The sequence below is a fragment of the Peribacillus sp. QJM3NY_7 genome (assembly GCF_056173225.1).
The window spans coordinates 2930361-2951766 of sequence record NZ_CM149663.1 but is presented as its reverse complement, the minus strand read 5'-3'; the positions used below and the strand labels follow the sequence as shown (position 1 = coordinate 2951766).

At 39.8% G+C, this 21406-nt stretch carries 21 protein-coding genes and 2 pseudogenes; 19 read left to right on the top strand and 4 right to left on the bottom strand.

What is annotated here, in order from left to right; translation table 11 throughout:
* The first annotated feature begins 5 nt into the window (after positions 1–5).
* The gene (locus AC0VX1_RS14070; protein WP_475467590.1) at positions 6–737 is read left to right on the top strand and encodes a GT-D fold domain-containing protein; all 732 of its coding nucleotides are present in this window, start codon (positions 6–8) and stop codon (positions 735–737) included.
* 108 nt (positions 738–845) lie between these two features.
* On the opposite strand, the gene AC0VX1_RS14065 is transcribed toward AC0VX1_RS14070, so the two are convergent.
* Positions 846–1280 carry a M67 family metallopeptidase gene (locus AC0VX1_RS14065; RefSeq protein WP_475467588.1) on the bottom strand — a complete coding sequence of 145 codons (435 nt, stop codon included), beginning with the start codon at positions 1278–1280 and terminating at the stop codon, positions 846–848.
* 319 nt (positions 1281–1599) lie between these two features.
* The gene (locus AC0VX1_RS14060; protein WP_475467586.1) at positions 1600–2730 is read right to left on the bottom strand and encodes a BMQ_0737 family morphogenetic spore coat protein; all 1131 of its coding nucleotides are present in this window, start codon (positions 2728–2730) and stop codon (positions 1600–1602) included.
* A 180-nt stretch (positions 2731–2910) separates the two neighbouring features.
* Here AC0VX1_RS14060 and AC0VX1_RS14055 point away from each other — a divergent pair, with 180 nt between their 5' ends.
* The 8 genes and pseudogenes from AC0VX1_RS14055 to AC0VX1_RS14020 all read left to right on the top strand — a co-directional run bounded on the left by AC0VX1_RS14055 (position 2911) and on the right by AC0VX1_RS14020 (position 8198).
* Positions 2911–3249 (top strand): DUF1360 domain-containing protein, encoded by a 339-nt coding sequence (locus tag AC0VX1_RS14055; protein WP_475467584.1) that lies wholly within the window; start codon positions 2911–2913, stop codon positions 3247–3249.
* Positions 3250–3849: 600 nt separating this feature from the next.
* A complete protein-coding gene (locus tag AC0VX1_RS14050; RefSeq protein WP_475467583.1) occupies positions 3850–4836 on the top strand; it encodes an NAD(P)-dependent alcohol dehydrogenase in 987 nt (328 codons plus the stop codon).
* A gap of 150 nt (positions 4837–4986) precedes the next feature.
* Positions 4987–5511 (top strand): GNAT family N-acetyltransferase, encoded by a 525-nt coding sequence (locus tag AC0VX1_RS14045; RefSeq protein WP_475467582.1) that lies wholly within the window; start codon positions 4987–4989, stop codon positions 5509–5511.
* A gap of 190 nt (positions 5512–5701) precedes the next feature.
* Positions 5702–6262: an HPP family protein gene (locus tag AC0VX1_RS14040; protein ID WP_475467580.1), complete on the top strand. Its 561-nt coding sequence runs from the start codon at positions 5702–5704 to the stop codon at positions 6260–6262.
* Positions 6263–6431: 169 nt separating this feature from the next.
* Positions 6432–7130: an AraC family ligand binding domain-containing protein gene (locus tag AC0VX1_RS14035; RefSeq protein WP_475467579.1), complete on the top strand. Its 699-nt coding sequence runs from the start codon at positions 6432–6434 to the stop codon at positions 7128–7130.
* Positions 7127–7450: a helix-turn-helix domain-containing protein gene (locus AC0VX1_RS14030; protein ID WP_475467578.1), complete on the top strand. Its 324-nt coding sequence runs from the start codon at positions 7127–7129 to the stop codon at positions 7448–7450. Before AC0VX1_RS14035 ends, AC0VX1_RS14030 begins: the two co-directional genes overlap by 4 nt.
* The gene (locus AC0VX1_RS14025) at positions 7383–7727 is read left to right on the top strand and encodes a hypothetical protein (RefSeq protein WP_413010119.1); all 345 of its coding nucleotides are present in this window, start codon (positions 7383–7385) and stop codon (positions 7725–7727) included. Before AC0VX1_RS14030 ends, AC0VX1_RS14025 begins: the two co-directional genes overlap by 68 nt.
* Positions 7717–8198: pseudogene (locus AC0VX1_RS14020) on the top strand (DUF4822 domain-containing protein). The gene AC0VX1_RS14025 and the pseudogene AC0VX1_RS14020 overlap by 11 nt, the downstream one beginning before the upstream one ends.
* A gap of 76 nt (positions 8199–8274) precedes the next feature.
* Here AC0VX1_RS14020 and AC0VX1_RS14015 read toward each other — a convergent pair.
* Together AC0VX1_RS14015 and AC0VX1_RS14010 are read right to left on the bottom strand one after the other, a co-directional pair.
* Positions 8275–10011 carry a methyl-accepting chemotaxis protein gene (locus AC0VX1_RS14015; RefSeq protein WP_475467576.1) on the bottom strand — a complete coding sequence of 579 codons (1737 nt, stop codon included), beginning with the start codon at positions 10009–10011 and terminating at the stop codon, positions 8275–8277.
* Positions 10012–10550: 539 nt separating this feature from the next.
* Positions 10551–10625 (bottom strand): annotated as a pseudogene (locus AC0VX1_RS14010) (hypothetical protein); the annotation flags it as partial.
* Here AC0VX1_RS14010 and AC0VX1_RS14005 point away from each other — a divergent pair.
* From AC0VX1_RS14005 to AC0VX1_RS13960, 10 genes are all read left to right on the top strand, one after another.
* Entirely contained in the window at positions 10592–11620 is a 1029-nt protein-coding gene (locus tag AC0VX1_RS14005; protein WP_328131809.1) for a TRAP transporter substrate-binding protein, read from the top strand. The pseudogene AC0VX1_RS14010 and the gene AC0VX1_RS14005 overlap by 34 nt on opposite strands.
* 44 nt (positions 11621–11664) lie before the next feature.
* Positions 11665–12237 (top strand): TRAP transporter small permease, encoded by a 573-nt coding sequence (locus tag AC0VX1_RS14000; RefSeq protein ID WP_230303255.1) that lies wholly within the window; start codon positions 11665–11667, stop codon positions 12235–12237.
* Positions 12234–13511: a TRAP transporter large permease subunit gene (locus AC0VX1_RS13995; protein WP_475467573.1), complete on the top strand. Its 1278-nt coding sequence runs from the start codon at positions 12234–12236 to the stop codon at positions 13509–13511. Before AC0VX1_RS14000 ends, AC0VX1_RS13995 begins: the two co-directional genes overlap by 4 nt.
* 60 nt (positions 13512–13571) lie before the next feature.
* Positions 13572–14618, top strand: coding sequence for a TRAP transporter substrate-binding protein (locus tag AC0VX1_RS13990; RefSeq protein WP_475467572.1), 1047 nt, complete (start codon positions 13572–13574; stop codon positions 14616–14618).
* 24 nt (positions 14619–14642) lie between these two features.
* Positions 14643–15893 (top strand): nickel pincer cofactor-dependent isomerase, group 22, encoded by a 1251-nt coding sequence (locus AC0VX1_RS13985; protein WP_475467570.1) that lies wholly within the window; start codon positions 14643–14645, stop codon positions 15891–15893.
* Positions 15894–15957: 64 nt separating this feature from the next.
* The gene (locus AC0VX1_RS13980) at positions 15958–18162 is read left to right on the top strand and encodes a dihydroxy-acid dehydratase domain-containing protein (protein WP_475467569.1); all 2205 of its coding nucleotides are present in this window, start codon (positions 15958–15960) and stop codon (positions 18160–18162) included.
* Between the two features lie 61 nt (positions 18163–18223).
* Complete coding sequence (locus AC0VX1_RS13975) at positions 18224–18991, top strand: IclR family transcriptional regulator (protein ID WP_063593711.1); 768 nt, start codon at positions 18224–18226, stop codon at positions 18989–18991.
* 32 nt (positions 18992–19023) lie between these two features.
* The gene (locus AC0VX1_RS13970; RefSeq protein ID WP_475467567.1) at positions 19024–19911 is read left to right on the top strand and encodes a fumarylacetoacetate hydrolase family protein; all 888 of its coding nucleotides are present in this window, start codon (positions 19024–19026) and stop codon (positions 19909–19911) included.
* An 11-nt stretch (positions 19912–19922) separates the two neighbouring features.
* Complete coding sequence (locus AC0VX1_RS13965) at positions 19923–20222, top strand: UxaA family hydrolase (RefSeq protein WP_413022196.1); 300 nt, start codon at positions 19923–19925, stop codon at positions 20220–20222.
* A gap of 4 nt (positions 20223–20226) precedes the next feature.
* On the top strand, positions 20227–21384 hold the full coding sequence (locus AC0VX1_RS13960; protein WP_475471782.1) for a UxaA family hydrolase: 1158 nt from the start codon (positions 20227–20229) through the stop codon (positions 21382–21384).
* Positions 21385–21406 lie beyond the last annotated feature (22 nt).

Sequence of the window (21406 nt, the reverse complement as noted above, 5' to 3'; positions counted from 1 at the left end):
GTGGGGTGTTTGAAGGGACTTATCACTTTGAGAACCAGTTATTAGATAATATGAAAGTGATAAAATTATTGGACCAAGCGATAAAACAGAAAAAAGGCTTTTCTCTTGCCCGTTTTGGAATAGGTGAAATAAGCTATTTAAGCTGGCCTGCCAATGGATTATTGGTCCAGGAGTTTAAACGATATGAATCTTATGCGGGAGTATCCAATTCACCAGAAATAATTAGGAGGGAATTGGTCAGGTCATTGCGGGATACAGACATTGCTGGTTTGATAGCTCCTTGGCGACTGGATCCTTGGGCAAAACAAACCCGAACTGTACTTAAACAACTGAAGTTCATGCCTTCGAAAGCTTGTTGTGCTTGGATCATGCAGAGCCTCTTGGATGAGGGGACATTATGGCCATGGCTGAGTAATAAGAGGGTATTTCTTGTTGGACGCCGTTCAAAAGAAGCAGAAATCGTTTTTAAAAAACAAGGCGTACAAATTATTGGCAGTATAAATTTAAATGGTTATGAAGAATTAAATAAAGTACAAAATGAGCTACAGTCTAATCAGAAATGGGAAATAGCGTTAATTTCTGCCGGGATTCCGGCAACCATTTTAGCTCCAAGAATTGCAAAATTCACCCAGAAGGTTGCCATTGATTTCGGGCATGCCCTTGACATGATTCTTGATGGAAAAGAATACAAACATTCCGACCTAGTAAAAAAGTGGAACGATCAGTTTAAAAAGTAAACAAAAATTAAAAATATAATCATTGGAGGGAAATAATATAAAAGAATACTCGCAGATTCAACCTTGAATGCAAAAGGAAGAGGTACGAGTATCTTAGTTACACTAAATTCAGTTTACGAATTTTAATTGAATCGGAAAGGATTTTTTTTCTGTTAGTTTGAAACATTTTAATTCAGGGGTCGAGTTTGCAAACGAAATAATTAGGTGAGCTACCTCTGGGTAGTTATTTAAAGCAATATCCCCCTCTGACGGATAAGCACCATCTGTTGGGTGGGAATGGTAGATGCCAATAAATTCTTCATTCCTCCTATCGATAAGTTCAAATACATGACGAATTTGATCTAAATCCATCGAGTAGGAAAAGGAGCTCCTATTTACATTTTCCATAGGCCAAATTGTTTCTGCGACCCCATTTCGCCCTGAAAGCAGTCCACAGGCCTCATAAGGAAGTTCTCGTTTGCAATGTGAAATCATTTCAAGCCTAACATGATTGTTGATGTAAAAAGTACCGGATGTTAAACTTAAATCATTTGTTTTTTCCACAACAACCTTTTGCTCGTACTGGTCGAACCTGGAGGGCAGAGGGAGTGATTTGATGTTGTTGAGTGGGCTGCGGGTTAGGCATTCCTAATTTTCTTCTTACTTTACGTCTTAGCTTATCAGATGCCATTTTTTTCTCTCCTTTTATAGGTATGCTCTATAAATATGAAAACATGAATCTTTATGTAACCTAATAATTAATAAATGGGTCGCCTAAAATGCGGGATACATTTACTAAGTGTTGAAGTAAACGATGGAAATGGACTTTCCAAGTTTCTTTATAAAAAAAACCGAGAGATTAATATCCCTCGGGTTTTTAGTATTATACAGGGAAACGTTCGCAATCTCCTACTTCAACCTCTAATCCAGGGTTAGCTCCTTCTGTCAGAGATATCATTACAACAGTAGATGAACCATTTATTGTAAGCATAACTGTATCTCCCGCAGGATCCAGATCAGTTAAGATTAGAGTGAAGCCGGCATTTTCCGGTAATCCTCCAGCAGGTGTGATAGTTCCAGTACCTGTTACGGTAAGCGTTCCTGCAGCTAAATCACAGACAGGTTGGTTAAAGTCAGTGGCTGTAAACGTGAAGCTTTGGTCAATATCAGCATCTGGTGTTCCGATAGGTGTCGGTCCTAGTGTATCGAGGAAGGTAACTTGTATTCTGCTACCAGAAAGGGTACATTGGTCACAAACTAGAGCCGTGAGATCCAATTGTCCTGTTGTAAGGCCACCAATACCGCCTTCTGTTACACTAATAGTTGCTTCGCCAGTAAAGTCTGCTGAACCTTGACAGTCGCAGTTCAATGTCGGGAAGAAGGTTGGGCATTGTTGCGGGAATCGTGGTGTTGGGCACACGAAGCCGTCTTCTTCAATTGGAATGACAGGACGCGGTCCACAGAACTTAGCCTCGACCTCAAGCTTAACCTCAGCCTCAACTTGAACATCTTTACACATGGTCACATCAAGTACAACCATATCACCAAGCATTTGATTTAAAACAACTGTACATTGAACATCGAAAATATTACAGTTGATTTCTGTTCCCTCTGGGAAACATAGGATAACTTCATCCATGAAACTAACAGGTACTACGAAATTACAACCTGGTAGTGGTTCTCCATTGCAAAAGAATTGAACGCGGATATGGACATGGAAGGCAAGGGAAACAATTTGGGCCCCTGGAACACTAGGAATGTTAGCTGGAATGGCTCCGATAAAATCACAGCTTCGTGTACCAACTACTTCCGAACAAGTAGCGGTTATAGTGTTACCATCATGACGTGCATCTTCAATTGCCGCAAAGCATTCCTCAGGTATTTGAACTTTATTGCGGTCACGATTTGTTAGAACAACCCAGTCATATACTTTAGTAACTCGAATACATTCAGGTCCGATGGGGTTCGGTACCACTTGTCGGCCCTGAATAGATTTGACGTTCCTTTTTTTCATCAAACATCTTTCCCTTCAGTATCAGGTTTTGAACACATTAACATACTATGGGGATATCTTTTTATGGGTACATTTTTCTTAGAAAATGGGCTAATAAAATATTATGAATGTATAAATGTATATTTATATAATCAAAATTCTAATCATAAAATCTTAAAAGAAAGATTAGGAGGTGAATAGGTGTTGGCTATTGAATGGCTTGATTTTTTTATTTTAATATTGGCTACCTTCCGGTTAACTCATTTAATTGTATTTGACGATATCACTTCATTCATCAGAAAACCTTTTTTGACTGCCACCATCCAAGAAAATGCCTCTGGACAACTGGAGGAAATCATTGAAATAAAAGGATCGGGACTTCGTTATTTCATAGGTTCGCTTTTAAGTTGCTATTGGTGTGTAGGGTTTTGGTGTTCCCTCATTACTGTACTTATTTATTATTATTTACCTGCCGCTTTTCCAATCCTATTGGTCTTTGCTGTTGCGGGAGCTGCTGCTTTTATTGAATCTAAATCATGAAAGTATAATCGTGTAGGGTAAGACAATTAAAAGCATAATGAACTTTATGTATCGATATTCAGACTAATAGTATATGCTGAACATCATATAAATGCTTAATGGACAGAGAGGCTTATATATTCTTGGGTTTTAGATCAAAATCAATCCAAAACCGTTGTAGATTGATAGCAAGTACGAGGGCCATTACATTTTAATTTTAAGCATCAGGGAGCAAGCGATTGATTAAAATCCATTCAGAAACGAATGGATTTTTTCTTATAATATAGGAATTGATTTGGGAATATAAATTGGAGTAAACCTTCATTAACGGGTGATCCGGTTATTATGTCATACGATGCCGAAGAGATCTTTAGCCAGTTTGACCCGTTGAAAATAGGAATAAAACCATATTCTTAGAACACAGTTTCTCCTGCAAAAAATGTTAGAACTCCCCATGTATTCAAATGTTGATTGCTTTTTTGAGAGTATGTATCCGGAATAATCAATTTTCCATTTCGACAAATCGGTATTCTTTATTCAACGAATGGAGCAGGATAGTTCAAGTACAGTTATTGAAGGTTAGTAAATTTTAAGTGAATATAACGAATTGGAGAAGGATTAATGAAAGCAATCGTGTACACCAAGTACGGTCCCCCTGACGTTCTTCATTTGAAAGAGGTAGAAAAACCGGATCCTAACGAGAATGAAATACTGATAAAAGTAAAAGCGGCAACGGTAACAATGGGGGATATTCGGTCACGGAGCTTTATAGTTCCCCTCTCTGTTTGGCTGCCAGCTCGGTTTATTATGGGATTAAGACGTCCCAAGAAAACCATATTGGGCTTGGAGTTATCTGGAGAAGTTGAGTCAGTGGGCAAAGATGTCAAGCTGTTTAAAGCAGGTGACCAGATTTTTGCCGCTTCCCAAGCGAGTTATGGTGCTTATGCCGAGTATAAGTGCTTGCGTGAAGACGGGCCCGTTTCCATAAAACCTAATAATTTATCTTTTGAGGAAGCCGCAGCCATTCCAATCGGGGCACGTACAGCATTGTTTTATCTTAGAAAAGCTAACGTTCAGAGTGGTCAAAAGGTTCTTGTCTATGGTGCTTCAGGGAGTGTAGGAAGTTATGCAGTACAAATTGCCAAGTATTTCGGAGCAAAAGTTACAGGGGTTTGCAGTACCGCGAATGTAGAATTGGTAAAATCTCTTGGAGCCGATAAGGTCATCGATTACACTTCAGAGGATTTTTCCAGAGATGGTGGGACCTATGATGTTATCTTTGAAGCGGTAAACAAGAGTCCGTTTTCAGCTTGTATGAAATCGTTGAAGAAGGACGGAACCTATCTAAATGTCACAGTACCTGTACCAGGTGTTCGAATGCTATGGACTAAATTGACAACCGGCAAGAAGCTGATATTGAGTCAAAATTCACCAGAAACTCCCGAAGCTCTAAACTTCCTCAAGGAGCTTGTTGAAGCAGGGAAGTTAAAAGTGATCATTGACAGGTGTTATGCGTTTGAAGAATTAGTTCAAGCCCATAGGTATGTAGAGAAAGGACACAAGAAGGGAAAAGTCGTAATAACTATGGAACATAATGGGGAACCCTGATGGGTGAAACAACGAAGCCCTTAAAAAAAAGATAAGGGGTGTGTTCTTAATTATAAGGCAGCCGGTTTATATGGAAGTATTGGGTACGGATGTTATTGAGGTGCACCGCTGGTACGATATAGATCTAATTATAGCAAAGGGAGTGGAAAAATGTTTCCGATTTTAGAAACAAAGCGGTTGGTCTTGAGAGAATTGGTTGAAGGTGATACAGCAGATCTATTAAAATGTTTTTCCAATCCAGATGTATTAAGATATTATGGGCAAACTCCATTAACAAATACAGATCAGGTGAAGCGAATCATTAGGAATTTTTCAAAGAGTTACGAAGAAAAACATGGAATTAAATGGGGAATTGAATGGGAAGGAAAGGAGGGCATTATTGGAACGATTGGATTTCAAGAATGGTCTCATGAACATAAAAGAGCAGAATTGAGCTATGCACTTTTTCCAAAATATTGGGGTAACGGTTATGCAACAGAAGCTGTCAGTAAAGTGATTTCTTATGGTTTTAAAGAGCTTGAATTAACGCGTATTGGAGCAATTGTTTTTATTGAAAATAAAGCATCCAACAAATTGTTGATTAATTTAGGTTTCAAAAAGGAAGGGATATTAAGAAATTATATGTACCAAAATGATGTTTCATTTGATACTAATCTATACTCTCTTTTACTGTAAATCCTTAATGGTATGCCAATGAATATTGAAGGTTCACAGACAAAAAAGTGGGGGATGATAACTGTTTTACGGGAATCAATAAATGAATATTCAGATATATATTTAAAAATTCATTGTTTTCCTGTAAGATAACAATATATAAAAAACCTGTCGACTTGTCGACTTACAAAACGTGAGGAAAATAGAAATTATGGAATTCGAAAAAAGTGTTGAAAAAAGTTGGAGCAATCAACAAAACATAGCTCTAACAGCATATTTAAAGAAAATGAAGGGTGAAGCTAGGGAAAAGGATAGAATTGATTATATCGATTCCTTTGTTTCAGCTATGGGTGGGCTCATTGCTATAATCATTATTAGTTTTATAGCTGTCTATTTAGGGTATCCGATGGCATTAGCTCCTCTTGGGGCGAGCTGTGTCATTGTTTTTGGTGCGCATAAAAGTCTCTTGTCACAACCCCGTAATGTTATTGGAGGACATATTATCTCTACAACAATAGCTCTTATCATTTGGAGCATCTTTGGTAAAAGCTTATTCATTATCGGTCTCGTATTGGCCATTGTATTAATTATAATGACTTTTACAAAAACTATTCACCCGCCCGCAGCAGCTAGTGCCCTTGTTTCGATCAATTCTCAAGCTGGTTGGGGATTCCTGACTTCAATTGTAATTGGCACTTTATTATTAGTTTTTATATCGATGATTTATAATAATTTATTTCAAACAAGACAATATCCAAAACACTGGTTATGAAAAATTTATATCACATGCTTTTATGTGACTGTTTTGGCTCATCCCTTATTGTTCTAACTGCCTTAATTCAATAAGCGGGGAGCTGCTTTTTCTTACTCTAAGAGTTAAAAACCTTACTTACCATCTTATTACATAAAAGTAAAGTGTTATAATGATTTACTAAAGCTTGATGGGCAGTGGTAAAATCCCAGTAAAAAAGGTGAATGTTCATGTCTGGAACATAATAGAAGATTCTTATCAAATCAGTTTGCAAAATATTCGCCATCACTCTCAGCATATCCATTTAGGAATTGAAATTCTTTTCGTAATCCGGGGAGAAGTCGAGGTCATGGTCAATCAAGATTCCTGGCATTTGGCGGAAAATGATCTCCTGCTAATTAATTCCAATGATGTTCATACCATTAAGGGGTACGAAGATAATGTAGTATTATTGCTGCAAATTCCCCTAAATTCCATCGAGCAGCTTTATCAGGATATTTATGTGTGTTATTTCGACTGCCATTCATCCAAAGAGGATAATGGGTTATATCTTCTTTTTGATCAAATCCGTCAACTCTTGGCTGAAATTTTAATCGCACATTACCAAGAGCAGGATGGAAGTGTACTTGAAATCAACAGCCTGATATACAAGCTAGTTACACTCTTTATCCGGAATTTCAAAACCACACATCTCGGTCACAATCAATTTATTGAATTGAAGGATGATAGAATTAGGGACATCCTTACTTTTATTGAAAAAAATTATCGCAAACAGATGTCTTTAGAAGAGATTGCCAAACGGCAATATTTATCACTATACTATTTGTCCCGTTATTTCAAGCAGGCTGTTGGTGTCAGTTTTTCACAATATGTAAAGCAAACCGTTTGAAATCAGCTGTTCATGAGCTATTATATACCGATCATAACATCATGAAAGTCTCGTTAAATAATGGTTTTCCTAATGTGAAAGCTTTTAACAAGGCTTTTAAGGAAATGTACAATCAAACACCTGCCGAATATCGAGGTCTTCATAAAAAAGAACCTTTCCAGGAAGTAAATAATATAAGCGAACAATATACCTTGGTGAATTCACCGCACTTTTTAATTGAATTGAGCAAGTATATTTCGCAAAAGTGTTACGGTGAAAGAATCGGGGGTTTCGACGGTACAAATCAAACTGCCAGAAGAACCTGTTCTTGTCCGGGATAAAGCCCAGCGATTACTGGTGATGGGACAGCTGGAATATGCCTTAAATGATGAGGTCCAAGCAGAATTAAGGCTAATTCAGGAGCAGCTGCATTTTGAATATGCCTATTTCACGAACCTATTTTCCCACTCGTTTACGATAATGGACCCGCTTTTGCAAATAGGGGGGCCATATTATAAGATTGATGCGTTATTTAACGAGTTTCAAAGACTGGGTTTAATTCCATTCATTAGTGTGGAATTTGAAAAGGAAGTCGTAAAACGTAGAGGTGTTTGTTGATCATATTCCTTATACGGAAACAGAACTTTCCTTTACAGATCCAGACAAAAATTTGGAAACTTACACAGGGGACGTAGAAACAGATGTTGATGGAGATAAAATTTTATCAAGAACCCCATGTCAAGGAACAGTGGCATTGGATGAAAAGGGAAATGATGTATCAAGCTATAACTCGAATTATTTAGGTCTTGCAAAATATGATGATAAAACAAATAAGTATGAATTTTTTGATGCTAAAACCGGTGAAAGCCGTGGTGATTACGGCTATTACGATGTTGTTCACGGAAATAAGATAAGAGCACATGTTTCACTAGGGAAAATAGATATGGCGCAGTTCTTGAAATTACAGAGCTTAATGAAAATAAATTCACTTATAAACGAATCGGTAAAGATAAAGAGGGAAAAGATATAACGATAACAGTGGAACATATACCTTATGAAGGTGATTTGAAACTAAAATCAACTAAGTAAAATAGTAAGAAAGGGATTTTGCATGAATAGCAAAATCCCTTTCTTGATATAGTAATAGAGTGGTGGTTAGAGATGTTTAAGCGTTAAACCGTTCAACAGATGTCTCCAGGTCATTAGCGAGCTTAACCATTGAGGAGGTGGAGAAGGAAATGTCCTCCATGGATTTTGCTTGTTGATCGGTTGATTGTGCCACTTGCTTTGAAGCCACTGCCGTTTCCCTTGTCAACCCTGCAAAATCTTCTATCGAAGCATTGATTTCCTGAGAACTTGCTGCCATCTGCTCTGTAATGGCTGATATTTCTTGAATCTGATCACTAACATGCTCAAAAGATTTTATAGTCTGTTTAAAAGTTTCTCTTGTATTGAGCACAAGTTTTGCCCCTTCCTCTACCTCATTAGTTCCAGTTTCCATCATTTTCACTGCTTCATTTATGATGGATTTAAAATGAAGCAGGGACTCTTGAATATGGATTGCAGATTCCTTCGTGCCCACTGCCAATTTCCGTACCTCGTTCGATACCACCGCAAAACCTTTACCTTGTTCACCGGCTCTAGCAGCTTCAATTGCCGCATTTAGTGATAGCAGGTTTGTTTGCTCGGCAATTCCTGTAATTACATGTACAATATTCACAATTTCATTTGCTTGATCGTCCAAATTCTTTATTCTTGAACTTGTTTGCAGCATCACATCTTTTACTTGCAGAATTTGATTTGAGAGTTCATTTATATCTTGATTTCCAATGGACATCCTAGATGAAACATGATTTGTCTGTTCGCTGACTTCTGAAGAGGCTTCGGCAATTCTTTGTATACCTATGGTCATTTCCTCGATGACCCTCGATGATTCTTCACTTCTGTGCAATTGTACTTCCGCAGCTCCTGCAACTTGCTGAATCCCATTAACGATATATTGTGTGGAAGTATCCATTTCTTTGATTTTGTGCTCGATATCACTTGATGATTCCATTAGCTGGAATGATGAGCTTTTCATGGAATTGACGATCATAGTTGTATTGGTGATCATTTCTTCAAAGGATTTCACTAAAACCTTGATTTCGTCGTTTCCCTTAACCCTTGTGTTGCTAATCAGTTTATTGGCTGTTAATAAATCCCCATTTGAGATTTCCTTTGCAGCCAAGCTGACCTTGAGAAGCGGGCTTAACTTTTTAGTCAAGAACCATATTAGTGCACCCACCACGATCGCCATTAAGATTACATTGATTATTATCGTCAGGGGCAGGATGCCACCCAGAACCTTGCTGGCCGTAGCATCGACTTTGCTGGCATCGATATCCACCCCTAGAATTCCAATGACCTCGTTACCATTCTTTATGGGAACGAAAACGGATAAATAGTCACCATATTCAGGATCTTGAACGATGGAAGTAGTTGAAGCCTTTCCCTTCATGACGCTTTCTACATCCTGAAATGAAGTTGCAGTTGTGGGTGTTAAAATGGGAGATGCTTTTTTATTTCCCTTACCCATTCCGTCTATAAGAATATGGACTTTTTCGCTATTTTCGTCAATTCCCAATGTATATACATATAATGCTCCAGTTTTTTGTCTATAATCGTCTAACTGCTCGCGTATCTCCCAATATGTAGAGTTTTCGGATTGATTACTTAAAAAATCAGCATAAGATGTTGGATTTATTCCTTGAGAGATGTTGCTTGCTATGTTTAAGCTGCTCATAGCGATTGTTTTCTCAACCGTATCATTTGTACTTTTATACATTAATAATAAACTTCCAATTAATGTAATGATCATGTCTGTTAAAAGAACAAAACCTATTTTCGTACTGAGTTTATTCATCTTTGTTTATTCCTTCCCCGTGTTATATATTTACCATGTTTTATATATCGGTAATAATTAAATTTATTTAATGAGTCCTTTTTAAAACCCTCGGGTGGAGTTTTTATCCTTCAGATTTCAATCTGTTGTAAGAGGGGTTCATATTGATTTTCCATCCTATAAATATTCTAATATAGAAAAAACGACTTTTATCTTTCCCGTTTTGTTTCTAAAAATCTCAACCGTAAATATTAATTAGAGAAATGGAGAATTTGTTAAATTGTTATAAAATTCAAAAAATGGTTTGACATTAATAAAAATAGGAGCTTATAATCAACGTAAGATGTAAAATTCGAAAACCGAGTTTTATATTATAGAACAAATTAATCATTAATTTTATTAGGTAATGGCTTAAAAAGTGAATCAACTTGTGAAACATAACGTAATGAGAAGTGAAGTGTTTTTTCCTCACTCCGAATAAAACAAAAACTAAGTTTTATATTATAAAACGATTTGATTTTTGCTTATACAAGGGTGAGGAGAAGTTTTAAAGATCAGCCTTAAATGATGACGCTTACAAAAAAATCGGGGAGGGTTTTTATTGAAAAAAAGAAAGCTTTTTGTATTCTCCGCCAGCTTAACTCTTGCAGCAGCATTCCTTTTATCAGGATGTGGTGGAGGTGAGGGAGAAAAAACCAGTGGATCTGGAGTTGAAAAGAAAACAATTAAAGTGGCACATTATTTTGCTGAAAATCATCCTCAAAACATTGCCTTGAAAGAAAAATTTAAAAAAATAGTAGAAAAGGAGAGTAATGGTGAACTAGAGGTTCGGATTTATGCGAACAGTACTTTAGGTGCAGAGAAAGAATTTTATGACGGCGTCAGAAACGGAACGATCGAAATGGGTGTTCCAGGACTAATTATGCAGTCGGACATTCCTAAAATGGGTGTTCCGGAATGGCCCTTCCTGTTTAGGGATTACGATCATGTAAAGAAGGTATTGAATGGACCTATCGGAGAGGAATTGACAGAAGAGCTTGATCCAAAACATGGAGTGACACCTCTTGCATGGAGTGCAAACGGATTTAGGATGTTTTCGAGTAATCGTCCTATAAAGAGCATGAAAGATTTTGATGGACTTCGACTGAGAATGCCGAACATCCCGAATTACATAAAATTAGGTGAATCATTGGGAGCGAACGTTAGCCCATTGCCTATTTCAGAAGTTTTTACCGCACTTGAACAAAAGGTAGTAGATGCTCAAGATAATCCCATAGCCACGCTGAGATCCTCGGGGTGGAATGAAGTTCAAAGTGATGTTCTGGAATCCAAGCATATGTTCAGCCCTAATATTTACATTATCAACAGCAAATTCTATAAAGGGCTATCAAAAGAACAACAAAAAATCATTCAAAAAGCAGCAAAAGAGTCGGCAGCATATGAGTTTGAATTGATGGAAAAAAGTTATGAAGATGACAAAGCTTATCTTAAGGATAATGGAATCAAATTCACTACGCCTGACAAAGACTTTTCAGAAAAAATGTTAAAAGCATCTCAACCTGTTTATGATGAGGCCTTTGAGGAAAATGACTGGGCGGAGGAGCTCGTCGGAAAAATAAAAGCAGAATGAAGCAATGAAGCAGGCGCTCTAGATAGGAAGGGGGAGATGTATAGGTGAATAAAATATCCAGAATCTTGGAAAATTCGTTAAACATTATTATGGCAGCTGCTTTAGCGATAATGGTCGTACTCGTGTTTGGTAATGTGGTCCTCCGTTATTTCTTTAATTCAGGGATTACTTGGTCAGAAGAAATGTCAAGGTATCTTTTTATTTGGTTGACGTTCCTCGGCGCCATTGGAGCTTTCAAAAACAAAGAACACTTAGGTGTAGACATGGTCATTAAACGGCTTCCGAATAAGATGAAAAAAGTGGTACTTGTTATTAGTGATTTGATGATGTTATTCGTTCTTCTCTTAATCCTGGATGGAAGCTGGAAAATGACTATGATAAACATTGATAGTGCTGCACCGGCCACTGGAATGCCACTGGCATTTGTATATGGGACAGGTATTCTTGTAAGTGTTTCAATGGGCAGCATGATCATTTTCAATTTGTATCGGATTTTCTTCAATAAAATTAAAGACGAAGAATTGGTGATGATAAGTGAGTCAGAAGAGCTAATTTCCCTCCATGCTGATGAATTTGAGTCAGATATTAGGATAGTTAAGGAGGAGAAGCAGGGATGATAGGTGTATTCGTCGGATCTTTACTGGGAGCCATGGGACTTGGAATACCTATTGCTTTTGCCTTACTTGTTAGTAGCGTAGTGCTTATGTACTTTCTTGGTATTTTTGATAGTCAAATTATCGCACAAAACCTAATCAGTGGCGCGGATAACTTCCCTCTAATGGCCATACCATTCTTTATGCTAGCAGGAGAGGCGATGAATCGGGGCGGTTTATCACGGCGTATCGTTGAGATGGCAATGAAATTGGTGGGTCATATCAAGGGAGGCCTTGGTTATGTTGCGATCATTGCGAGTGTGTTGTTTGCGAGTTTATCAGGATCTGCGGTTGCCGATACGGCCGCGCTTGGCGCTATATTAATTCCAATGATGGTGAAGTCCGGTTATGATGTGAACCGGTCAAGTGGTTTGATTGCATCAGGTGGTATCATTGCCCCGATCATACCGCCAAGTATTGGTTTTATCATTTTCGGTGTCGCAAGCGGTGTGTCCATTACAAAGCTGTTCATGGCAGGAATCGTTCCAGGTGTTTTACTAGCGGTTGGACTTACGGTTACCTGGGCCATTGTTGCACGAAAAGATAAAGTCGCCGTTAACCCCCGAGCTTCAGCTAAAGAAATACTTACTTCATTTCGTCAAGGCATTTGGGCTCTATTCCTGCCCGTCATTATCATTGGTGGATTGAAATTCGGTTTATTTACACCGACTGAAGCAGCAGTGGTGGCTGCAGTCTATGCAATATTTGTCGGTCTTGTAATCTATCGCGAGATGAAAGTGAAAGATTTGTATGAGGTCTTTGTACATGCAGGAAAAATGACGAGTGTTGTCATGTTTCTGGTCGCTGCAGCACTCGTATCATCCTGGCTGATAACTGTAGCGGATTTACCTGGTCAGGTAATTGGATTGCTTGAGCCATTTATGGATCATCCTTTGCTTCTATTAGTAATGATAAACCTATTGGTTATCGTAGTTGGAACAGCTATGGATATGACGCCGACAATCCTTATTCTAACACCTGTCTTGATGCCATTGGTGGTCGCTGCAGGTATTGATCCAGTTTACTTTGGTGTCCTGTTTATCCTGAATAACGCCATCGGTTTACTTACACCACCTGTCGGAACCGTTTTAAATGTCATGTGCGGCATAAGTAAGATCAGTATGGAAGAAATCATGAAGGGGATTTGGCCTTTCTTGCTCGTTGAAGTAATTGTATTGATCTTATTGTTACTGTTTCCTTCATTAGTGATGGTACCGCTAGGATGGTTTACCTCCTAACGGAATGAAACTGCTAATTCGGTTTGTATGCTGATATTCATCTTATTTTATAGGAGGAAAATGATAATGAATAATTTGTTCAAACGTTTGGCGGTCGGAGTTTTACTGCCATCATTACTACTATTAAGCGCTTGCGGAAGCGGACAAAATGAAAGCGCTTCAGCTGACGGTATTCAGAAAAGAACAATCAAAGCAGGGATCGGAAATAGTAAAATGCATCCACAAGGAAAAGGAATGGAGAAATTTAAAGAACTGGTTGAAGAAAAAAGCGGGGGGAAAATGAAAGTCCAAAACTTTTTTGATGCCACCCTCGGAGATGATCAGAAAATGACAGAAGCTCTTCAAGGTGGCTTACAGGAAGTAACTGTTCCTTCAACCTCACCACTTGTTGGTATGATTAAGGAATTTGGAATTTATGACTTCCCATTTGTCTTTAAAAATGAAGAAGAAGCTTATACAGTACTTGATGGTGCAGTAGGAAAAAAACTTTTGGATAAATTACCGGAACATGATTTAGTAGGTTTGGGATACTGGGAAAATGGTTTCCGAAACTTAACCAACAGCAAACACCCTGTTAAAACGGCTGAAGATTTCAAAGGGCTTAAACTTCGTACCATGCAAAATGAAGTGCATTTAGATGCATTTTCCAAGTTAGGGGCGAATCCATCTCCGATGGCTTTCTCAGAAGTGTTTACTGCACTGGAAACAGGCACTGTTGATGGTCAGGAGAATCCACTCGCAACAATTCAAACGCAAAAATATAATGAAGTGCAGGAATACCTAAGTCTTACAAATCATGTTTATACACCATTTGTATTCCTTGTAAGTAAAAAGTTCTGGGATGACCTATCAGAACAAGAACAAGAAATCATGAGTGAGGCCGCACAAGAGGCTGGAAAGTATCAACGGGAAGTTAACCAAAAAGAAAATGAAAAGGCACTTAATTATCTAAAAGAAGAAGGAATGAAAATCAATGAAGTAGAACCGGAAGAAATCGAAAAAATGAAGAAGGCCATCCAACCAGTGACGGATGAATATGCCAAGAAATTCGGACCAGATCTTGTAGAGGAAATGATGAGCGAAGTTGAAAAAGTACGCGGTAAATAATCCAAATTGTTTGGAGGAAAGAAAATGGATATTATCTCTGAACTTTTACGTGAAATCCAATTACCGAAAATGGTACAAGTGAGGCAGAAATTTCGTACAACTCAAATCGCTGATGTAGCTGGTGAGGTGAAGAAGGCGATAAAAGAAGCAGGTGTCTTATCAAGAATAAATGAAGAAGACAGGGTGGCAATTGCAGTAGGAAGCAGAGGGGTAGCGGACCTTCCTACATTAGTAAGAGAAACGGTGGCTGCCGTTAAGGAGGCGGGAGGTAATCCTTTCATCGTACCTGCAATGGGAAGCCATGGTGGTGCCACGGCGGAAGGGCAAATCGATGTGTTGCTTCAGCTGGGTATTTCAGAAGAAGCGGTTGGAGCGCCTATCAGGTCATCGATGGAAGTTATTAAACTGGATGAGTTGCCAAATGGCCTCCCTGTCTATATTGATAAACTTGCTTACGAATCGGATAAAATCATAGTCATTAATCGGATAAAACCACATACAGCATTTCGCGGACCGGTTGAAAGCGGACTTATGAAAATGATAACTATCGGTTTAGGAAAGCAAAAGGGAGCCGAAGCTGCACATGCATACAGCTTTAAGTATATGGCGGAACATGTCCCTGAAATGGCTAAGGTTTCCTTGTCAAAAGCTCCTATCATATTTGGTCTTGCGTCGATTGAAAACGCTTATGATAAACCGGCGAAAATCGTCGCAGTCCCAGCAGAGGACCTGGAGGAAGTGGAGCCGGGACTATTGCTTGAAGCAAAATCATTGATGCCGAAAATACATTTCGATTCGATGGACGTACTTATTGTAAATGAACTCGGAAAGGACATTTCGGGGGATGGAATGGACCCGAATATTACGGGTAACTTCGCCACACCATATGCTACCGGGGGGCCAGACGTTAAACGGACCGTTGTACTTGGACTTACTGAAAAAACTCACGGTAATGCGAATGGCATTGGCATGGCAGATATGACGACAAAAGCCGTCATGAATGAAATAAAATGGGAAAAAGGGTATGCCAATGCACTCACCAGCACAGTCACAGATGTAGTAAAGCTCCCGATGTTTTTGGATACGCAGGAATTGGCTGTAAAAGCTGCCATCAAAACATGCAATGCCTTCGATTTGAATAAAGTGAGAATCGTAAGAATTAAAAACACGCTTGAAATCGGTGAAATTTGGATTTCTGAAAGCATGATGGAAGAAGCTTTAAAGAATGAAGATATAGAGATCTTGTCAGACCCAGAAGACTTGGCGCTGGACTAAAAATCTTCTTTACTATTTTCATAGAACGAAAGAATTGATTTGAACTCAGAAAAGGAGTGCTGAAATGACACACCTATATCCACTAATTGGAAACGAAATAAACCCTTACCGCGATAATGTGCAGGGAAAAGCAAATGAACCTATTACGGTTGCAGGTCTGTTGGACCGTTCGAAGCTGACGCTAGGCACCACATATGAAGGGGGGAAGCCTGATTGGACGCTTGAAGAAATTTATATGCGGCTCGAGAGGAATGCCCCGCGTATCGCAATAATCGGTGGTTCGTCCGATCATCCGGCCCATATAATGGATTACCAAACGTCAGCACGGGCAGCAATCCGCATTTGGCAAAACGGCGGCGTGCCGTTTCATTTCTCGACACCGGTAATGTGTGATGGCACTGCACAAAACAATCAAGGAATGAGTTACTCTCTCCAGAGCCGAAACGCGGTTGCACAAATGGTTGTCAACCAGCTGGAAGCTCACAGTTATCATGGTGCATTCGTCATTCAAGGGTGTGATAAGCAGCCTCTTGGTGTTGTAAGTGCACTCGCCCATGTTGATCGTGTTCGCCGAAACCGTGGTGAAGCACCCTTTTTCGCAACATTCGCACCTGCTCACGTATTGGAAGGCGGTTCGATTCCAGTTGACGTAATTGAAGAATTGGAAACTCTTGCGAAAAATGCGGAAAGCAAAGGAGCAGCCGATGTAGCCGTAGATTTACGAGATACGATGGCATATATATTGCAATGTTCATCGAATACTGCTTTCCAGGGCGTGTTTGAACGGGCCTATGAACGAGGAATATTGACGAAGGAACAGCATAAATACTTTGAAATGAGACTTGCTGTCGCAACATGTGACGGGCAGGGAGGTGTATGTGCCTTTAATGGTACGGGGAATAGTTCACGTCATTTAGTGGCAGGCATGGGTCTCGTACATCCAGCAGTGGAGCTGTTGACCGATCCGCCAACACAACGCCAGATTAACTCGGTGCTTGATAGCTTTGCCGGCATGATAAACGAAGAGCGCTACGGCGTGGCCAACATTGTCGCTGCGAACATAAAAAATGCAATCCGTATACACAGCGCATCGGGTGGTTCTACTAACTTAATGATGCATATTGTCGCAGGCATGCTTTATGCAGGATTCAAATTCAGTTTATGGGACCTTGACCGCATTCATCATTCACATCCAATTCCTGACTTATTTGATTACAGTTTGACAGAAGGAAGGGACATTTATTCACTTGCGATGCAGTGTTGCAGCGGGAAAAGCAGAGGAATGGAAACACTTTTTCATGAACTTATTGAGAATGGTGTACCAATGGATCAGGATGCGCCGACTGTCGCAGCAAAAACTTGGAAAGAACGTCTTTCGATCACAAATAGCCTAAAAGCAGTTAATGTTAAGAAAAATCAGGTCATTTTATCCAATCCACGACGTGGATTCAGCGGTGTTGATGTATTAAAAGGAAACTTCTTTGAAAGCGCCGTTGTAAAAATCAGCGGAATGCCAACACCACAGCTTGACCAATTCGACGATAAGCTTGCATTTGTCCTTTATTACGAAAATGAAGATGATGCAAATAAAAGCCTGCTCGAGTCAAATCTGCTTTCAAAAATAAAAGAGCAAAAGCTTTTCGAACATAATCTATTGCTAGAATCTCTTAAATACAACAATGAGTCGGAATGGTCTCTTCTAAAAACCGCTACCTATGGGGAATTATTTGACAGGATGGTTGAAGCCGGCACATTGAAAATTGCGGTTATTATCTCAGGGCAGGGGCCAGTGGCATTCGGAATGCCGGAAATGTTTACACCAATGCAACACATCAATGCAAATCGTGTTATGAAAAAAATCGCTACAATCATTAGCGACGGCCGCTATTCAGGAGTCACATATGGAGCTGCCATAGGGCATATGACACCGGAAGCGTATGAAGGTGGCGGCATAGGTTTACTTAAATCAGGGGATGTAATTCACCTTCAGCTTCGTGATCGACGAATTGATTTTGTAGATTCTACTAAACTTCATTCTGGAAAGGTTATTCATGATTTTGCGGATCACTTTAAAGAAGAAAGACAATCATTGGCAGCTGAACGCAAGCAGCGGATGAAAGTTAGACAAAAAATGGTTGCGGCAAGCAACAGGATGTTTGGGCATACAGATGCAGCAAATGGTGTTGTTCCAATCGCTGTCATTGAGGATGCGGTACTTGATTATGAACAAGATATTATAATCCATGAAAAAAAAGTAGAAATAAAGTGAGGTATGCTCGTCATAAATCCGATAAGATAAAGGTAGACAGAATGAAAAGGAGTGAGGAACGATGCCTATCATCCAATCGGTGGAGCGTGCCTTGAAAATATTGGATTTATTTGATGAGCGTGAGCGTGAACTAACTATCACAGAGATAAGTAAGAGAATGAATTTACATAAAAGTACGGTTCATTCACTATTAAAAACCTTACAGGAGCATCACTATATTTCACAAGGCGAAGAAAATGGAAAATACTCGCTAGGATTAAAGCTATTGGAGAGGGGAAGCGTTGTTGTGACCCATCTCGATTTGCGCAATGTAGCAAGAAAACATCTTGAAGGGCTTTCAGCAACAACGAATTTGACGCTGCACCTTGTCATATTGGACGGGCAGGAAGGTGTCTATGTCGATAAAGTTGAAGGTACTGGGGTAACGGTCCTGTATTCCCGTATTGGACGTCGTGTTCCGATTCATACAAGTGCAGTTGGCAAATCTCTTGTTGCAACCAAAACGGATAGTGAACTGGATTTGCTCTTGGACGGCTATGATTATACGGGACCGACAGAAAAATCGATTAGATCCAAGGAACAGTTTTTAGCCGAAATCGAAAAAGCACGCATTAATGGTTATTCAATGGATAATGAAGAAAATGAACCGGGCATTTTCTGTCTTGCCGTACCGATAAGAGATTATTCAGGAAAGGTAATCGCTGCAATGAGTGTATCGATGCCTGCTTCGAAAGTAAACGAAGAAACACATGAGTATTATGTACGTCTCTTAAAGGAATGCAGCAGTAAAATTTCGCAGGAGCTCGGTTATGAATATCAAAAAATATAAAAAAAAGGTTTGCCCTTAGGAGGAACTAGCAAATGAGAATTATTCGCTATGTACATGAAAACAAAAAACAACTTGCTGCCGTGACAAACGAAAACAATGTGGTGGACCTTCCATTTACTGATTTTATGTCGTTGATTACAACGGCACGCCATGAAAACAGAACGGCGTTTGATATTGTAAAACAAATTGTCACTGAAGGGAAAAGGCAGCCATTGGAAGGTCTTCAATTAACAACGCCTATCGACGCACCGGAAGTATGGGCATCTGGCGTTACGTATAAAAAAAGCAAGGAAGCACGTAACTACGAAGCAACGCAAGGAAAGCTGGACCGCCAAACTTTCTATGACAAAGTTTATGATGCAGAGCGTCCTGAGATTTTCTTTAAATCAACTGCAGCAAGAACCGTAGGACCTAATGACCCGGTATATTTGCGTTCAGATTCAAAATGGCAAATTCCTGAACCAGAGCTTGGTCTTGTCATCGATAAAAAGGGAACGGTGCTCGGATATATCGCAGGTAATGACATGAGCTGCCGTGATATTGAAGGTGAAAACCCGCTTTATCTCCCACAGGCAAAAGTTTGGAAAAACTCTTGTTCCATTGGACCGGCCATCTTGTTAAAAGAGGCTGTTCCAGATCCATATGAGCTTAAAATCATGTGCCGGATTTTTCGAAATGAAGAAAAAGTATTTGAAGGTGAAGCGAAAGTAAACCAACTGAAACGAAAATTGGAAGAGCTCGTCGACTATTTAGTCTTAGATAATACTGTATTTGACGGATCCGTTTTACTTACAGGTACATGTGTGGTTCCGCCAAATGAATTTACATTGAAAGGCGATGACCGGATTGAAATCGAAATACCAGGGATAGGGGTATTAAACAATCCGGTTATCCAAAGTAAAGCAGTTCAAACCATTTAAGGGGTGACAAAATGAGCGAGTATAAAACACTTTACTTAAGTAGGGAGGATAGTGTAGCTGTCGCTTTATCCGAAATCCCTGCAAACACATCAGTAGTTGTGAAGTCAGACCTTGAAGAACTTGTCGTACCCATTCTTGAATCGATCCGTTTTGGACATAAGTTCGCAGTCAAGGCCATCAAACAAGGAGAAGACATAATTAAATATGGGGAAGTCATAGGTGCAGCCTCAGCTTTTATTCCCATTGGTGCACATGTTCATGTACACAATTTAGAAGGCAAAAGAGGAAGGGGTGACAAAATTGCTGAATGAAAAAATGCAGTTTTGGGGTTACCGCCGTCCGGACAGCCGCGTCGGTGTACGGAATCATGTACTGATTTTGCCGACGATAACATGTGCAACTCAAACAGCTCAGCGCGTCACAGAATTGGTGAGCGGAACCGTCACATTCATTCATCAGCATGGCTGTGCGCAAGTGGGCACTGATTATAATCAAACGGCCCGAACCTATGCGGGAATGGGCATGAATCCAAATGTATATGGTGTCATAGTACTCGGACTTGGCTGTGAAACACATCAGGCGCACCGTATTGGGGATGAAATTGCCAAATGCGGTAAACCAGTGAAAACTGTATCGATCCAGGATCATGGAGGCACTCTTCAAACCATTGCCGAAGTATCTAAAATCGCAGTCAAAATGGTCCAGGATGCCTCGATGGTGCAACGGGAATTATGTGATTTTAGCGAGCTGATTGTCGGCACAGAATGCGGTGGGTCGGATGCATGCTCCGGCTTATCGGCGAACCCGGCAGTCGGACGTACTAGCGATTTGGTAGTTCAGCAAGGGGGAACCGCAATATTAGCGGAAACGACTGAACTCATCGGTGCAGAGCATTTGATCGCAAACAGGGCGGCAAATGACCAGGTAGCAAAAAAAGCGTATGCGGTTATTAAAATGATGGAAGACCGCTCGATTCATATGGGCGTAGACATCCGCACCGGAAATCCAAGTCCGGGAAACATTGAGGGAGGTCTCAGCTCACTAGAAGAAAAATCCCTGGGGGCAGCGACAAAATCAGGTACAACCAGATTGGAAGAAGTCATTGATTATGCCCAGGTACCCACAAAAAAAGGGCTAGTATGGATGGATACGCCTGGCCATGACATTGAGCAATTGACGGGTATGGTCGCAGGCGGTGCCCAAATCGTTCTCTTTACAAGTGGAAGAGGCACGCCGACTGGTTCTCCTATTTCACCCGTCATAAAAATCTCGACTAATACACCAATGTTTGACAGGATGAATGAAAATATGGATTTAAATGCCGGTACGATCGTTGATGGTTTAGAAACCGTTGATGAAGTGGGCAGGCGCATCATGGAAGAAATTCAACATGTTTCTAACGGGAAACTAACAAAAGCGGAGATATTAAAGCAGCATGACTTTGGTATATGGAGAATTGGACCGACATTCTAAAACGAAAAAGGAGCTAAAGACT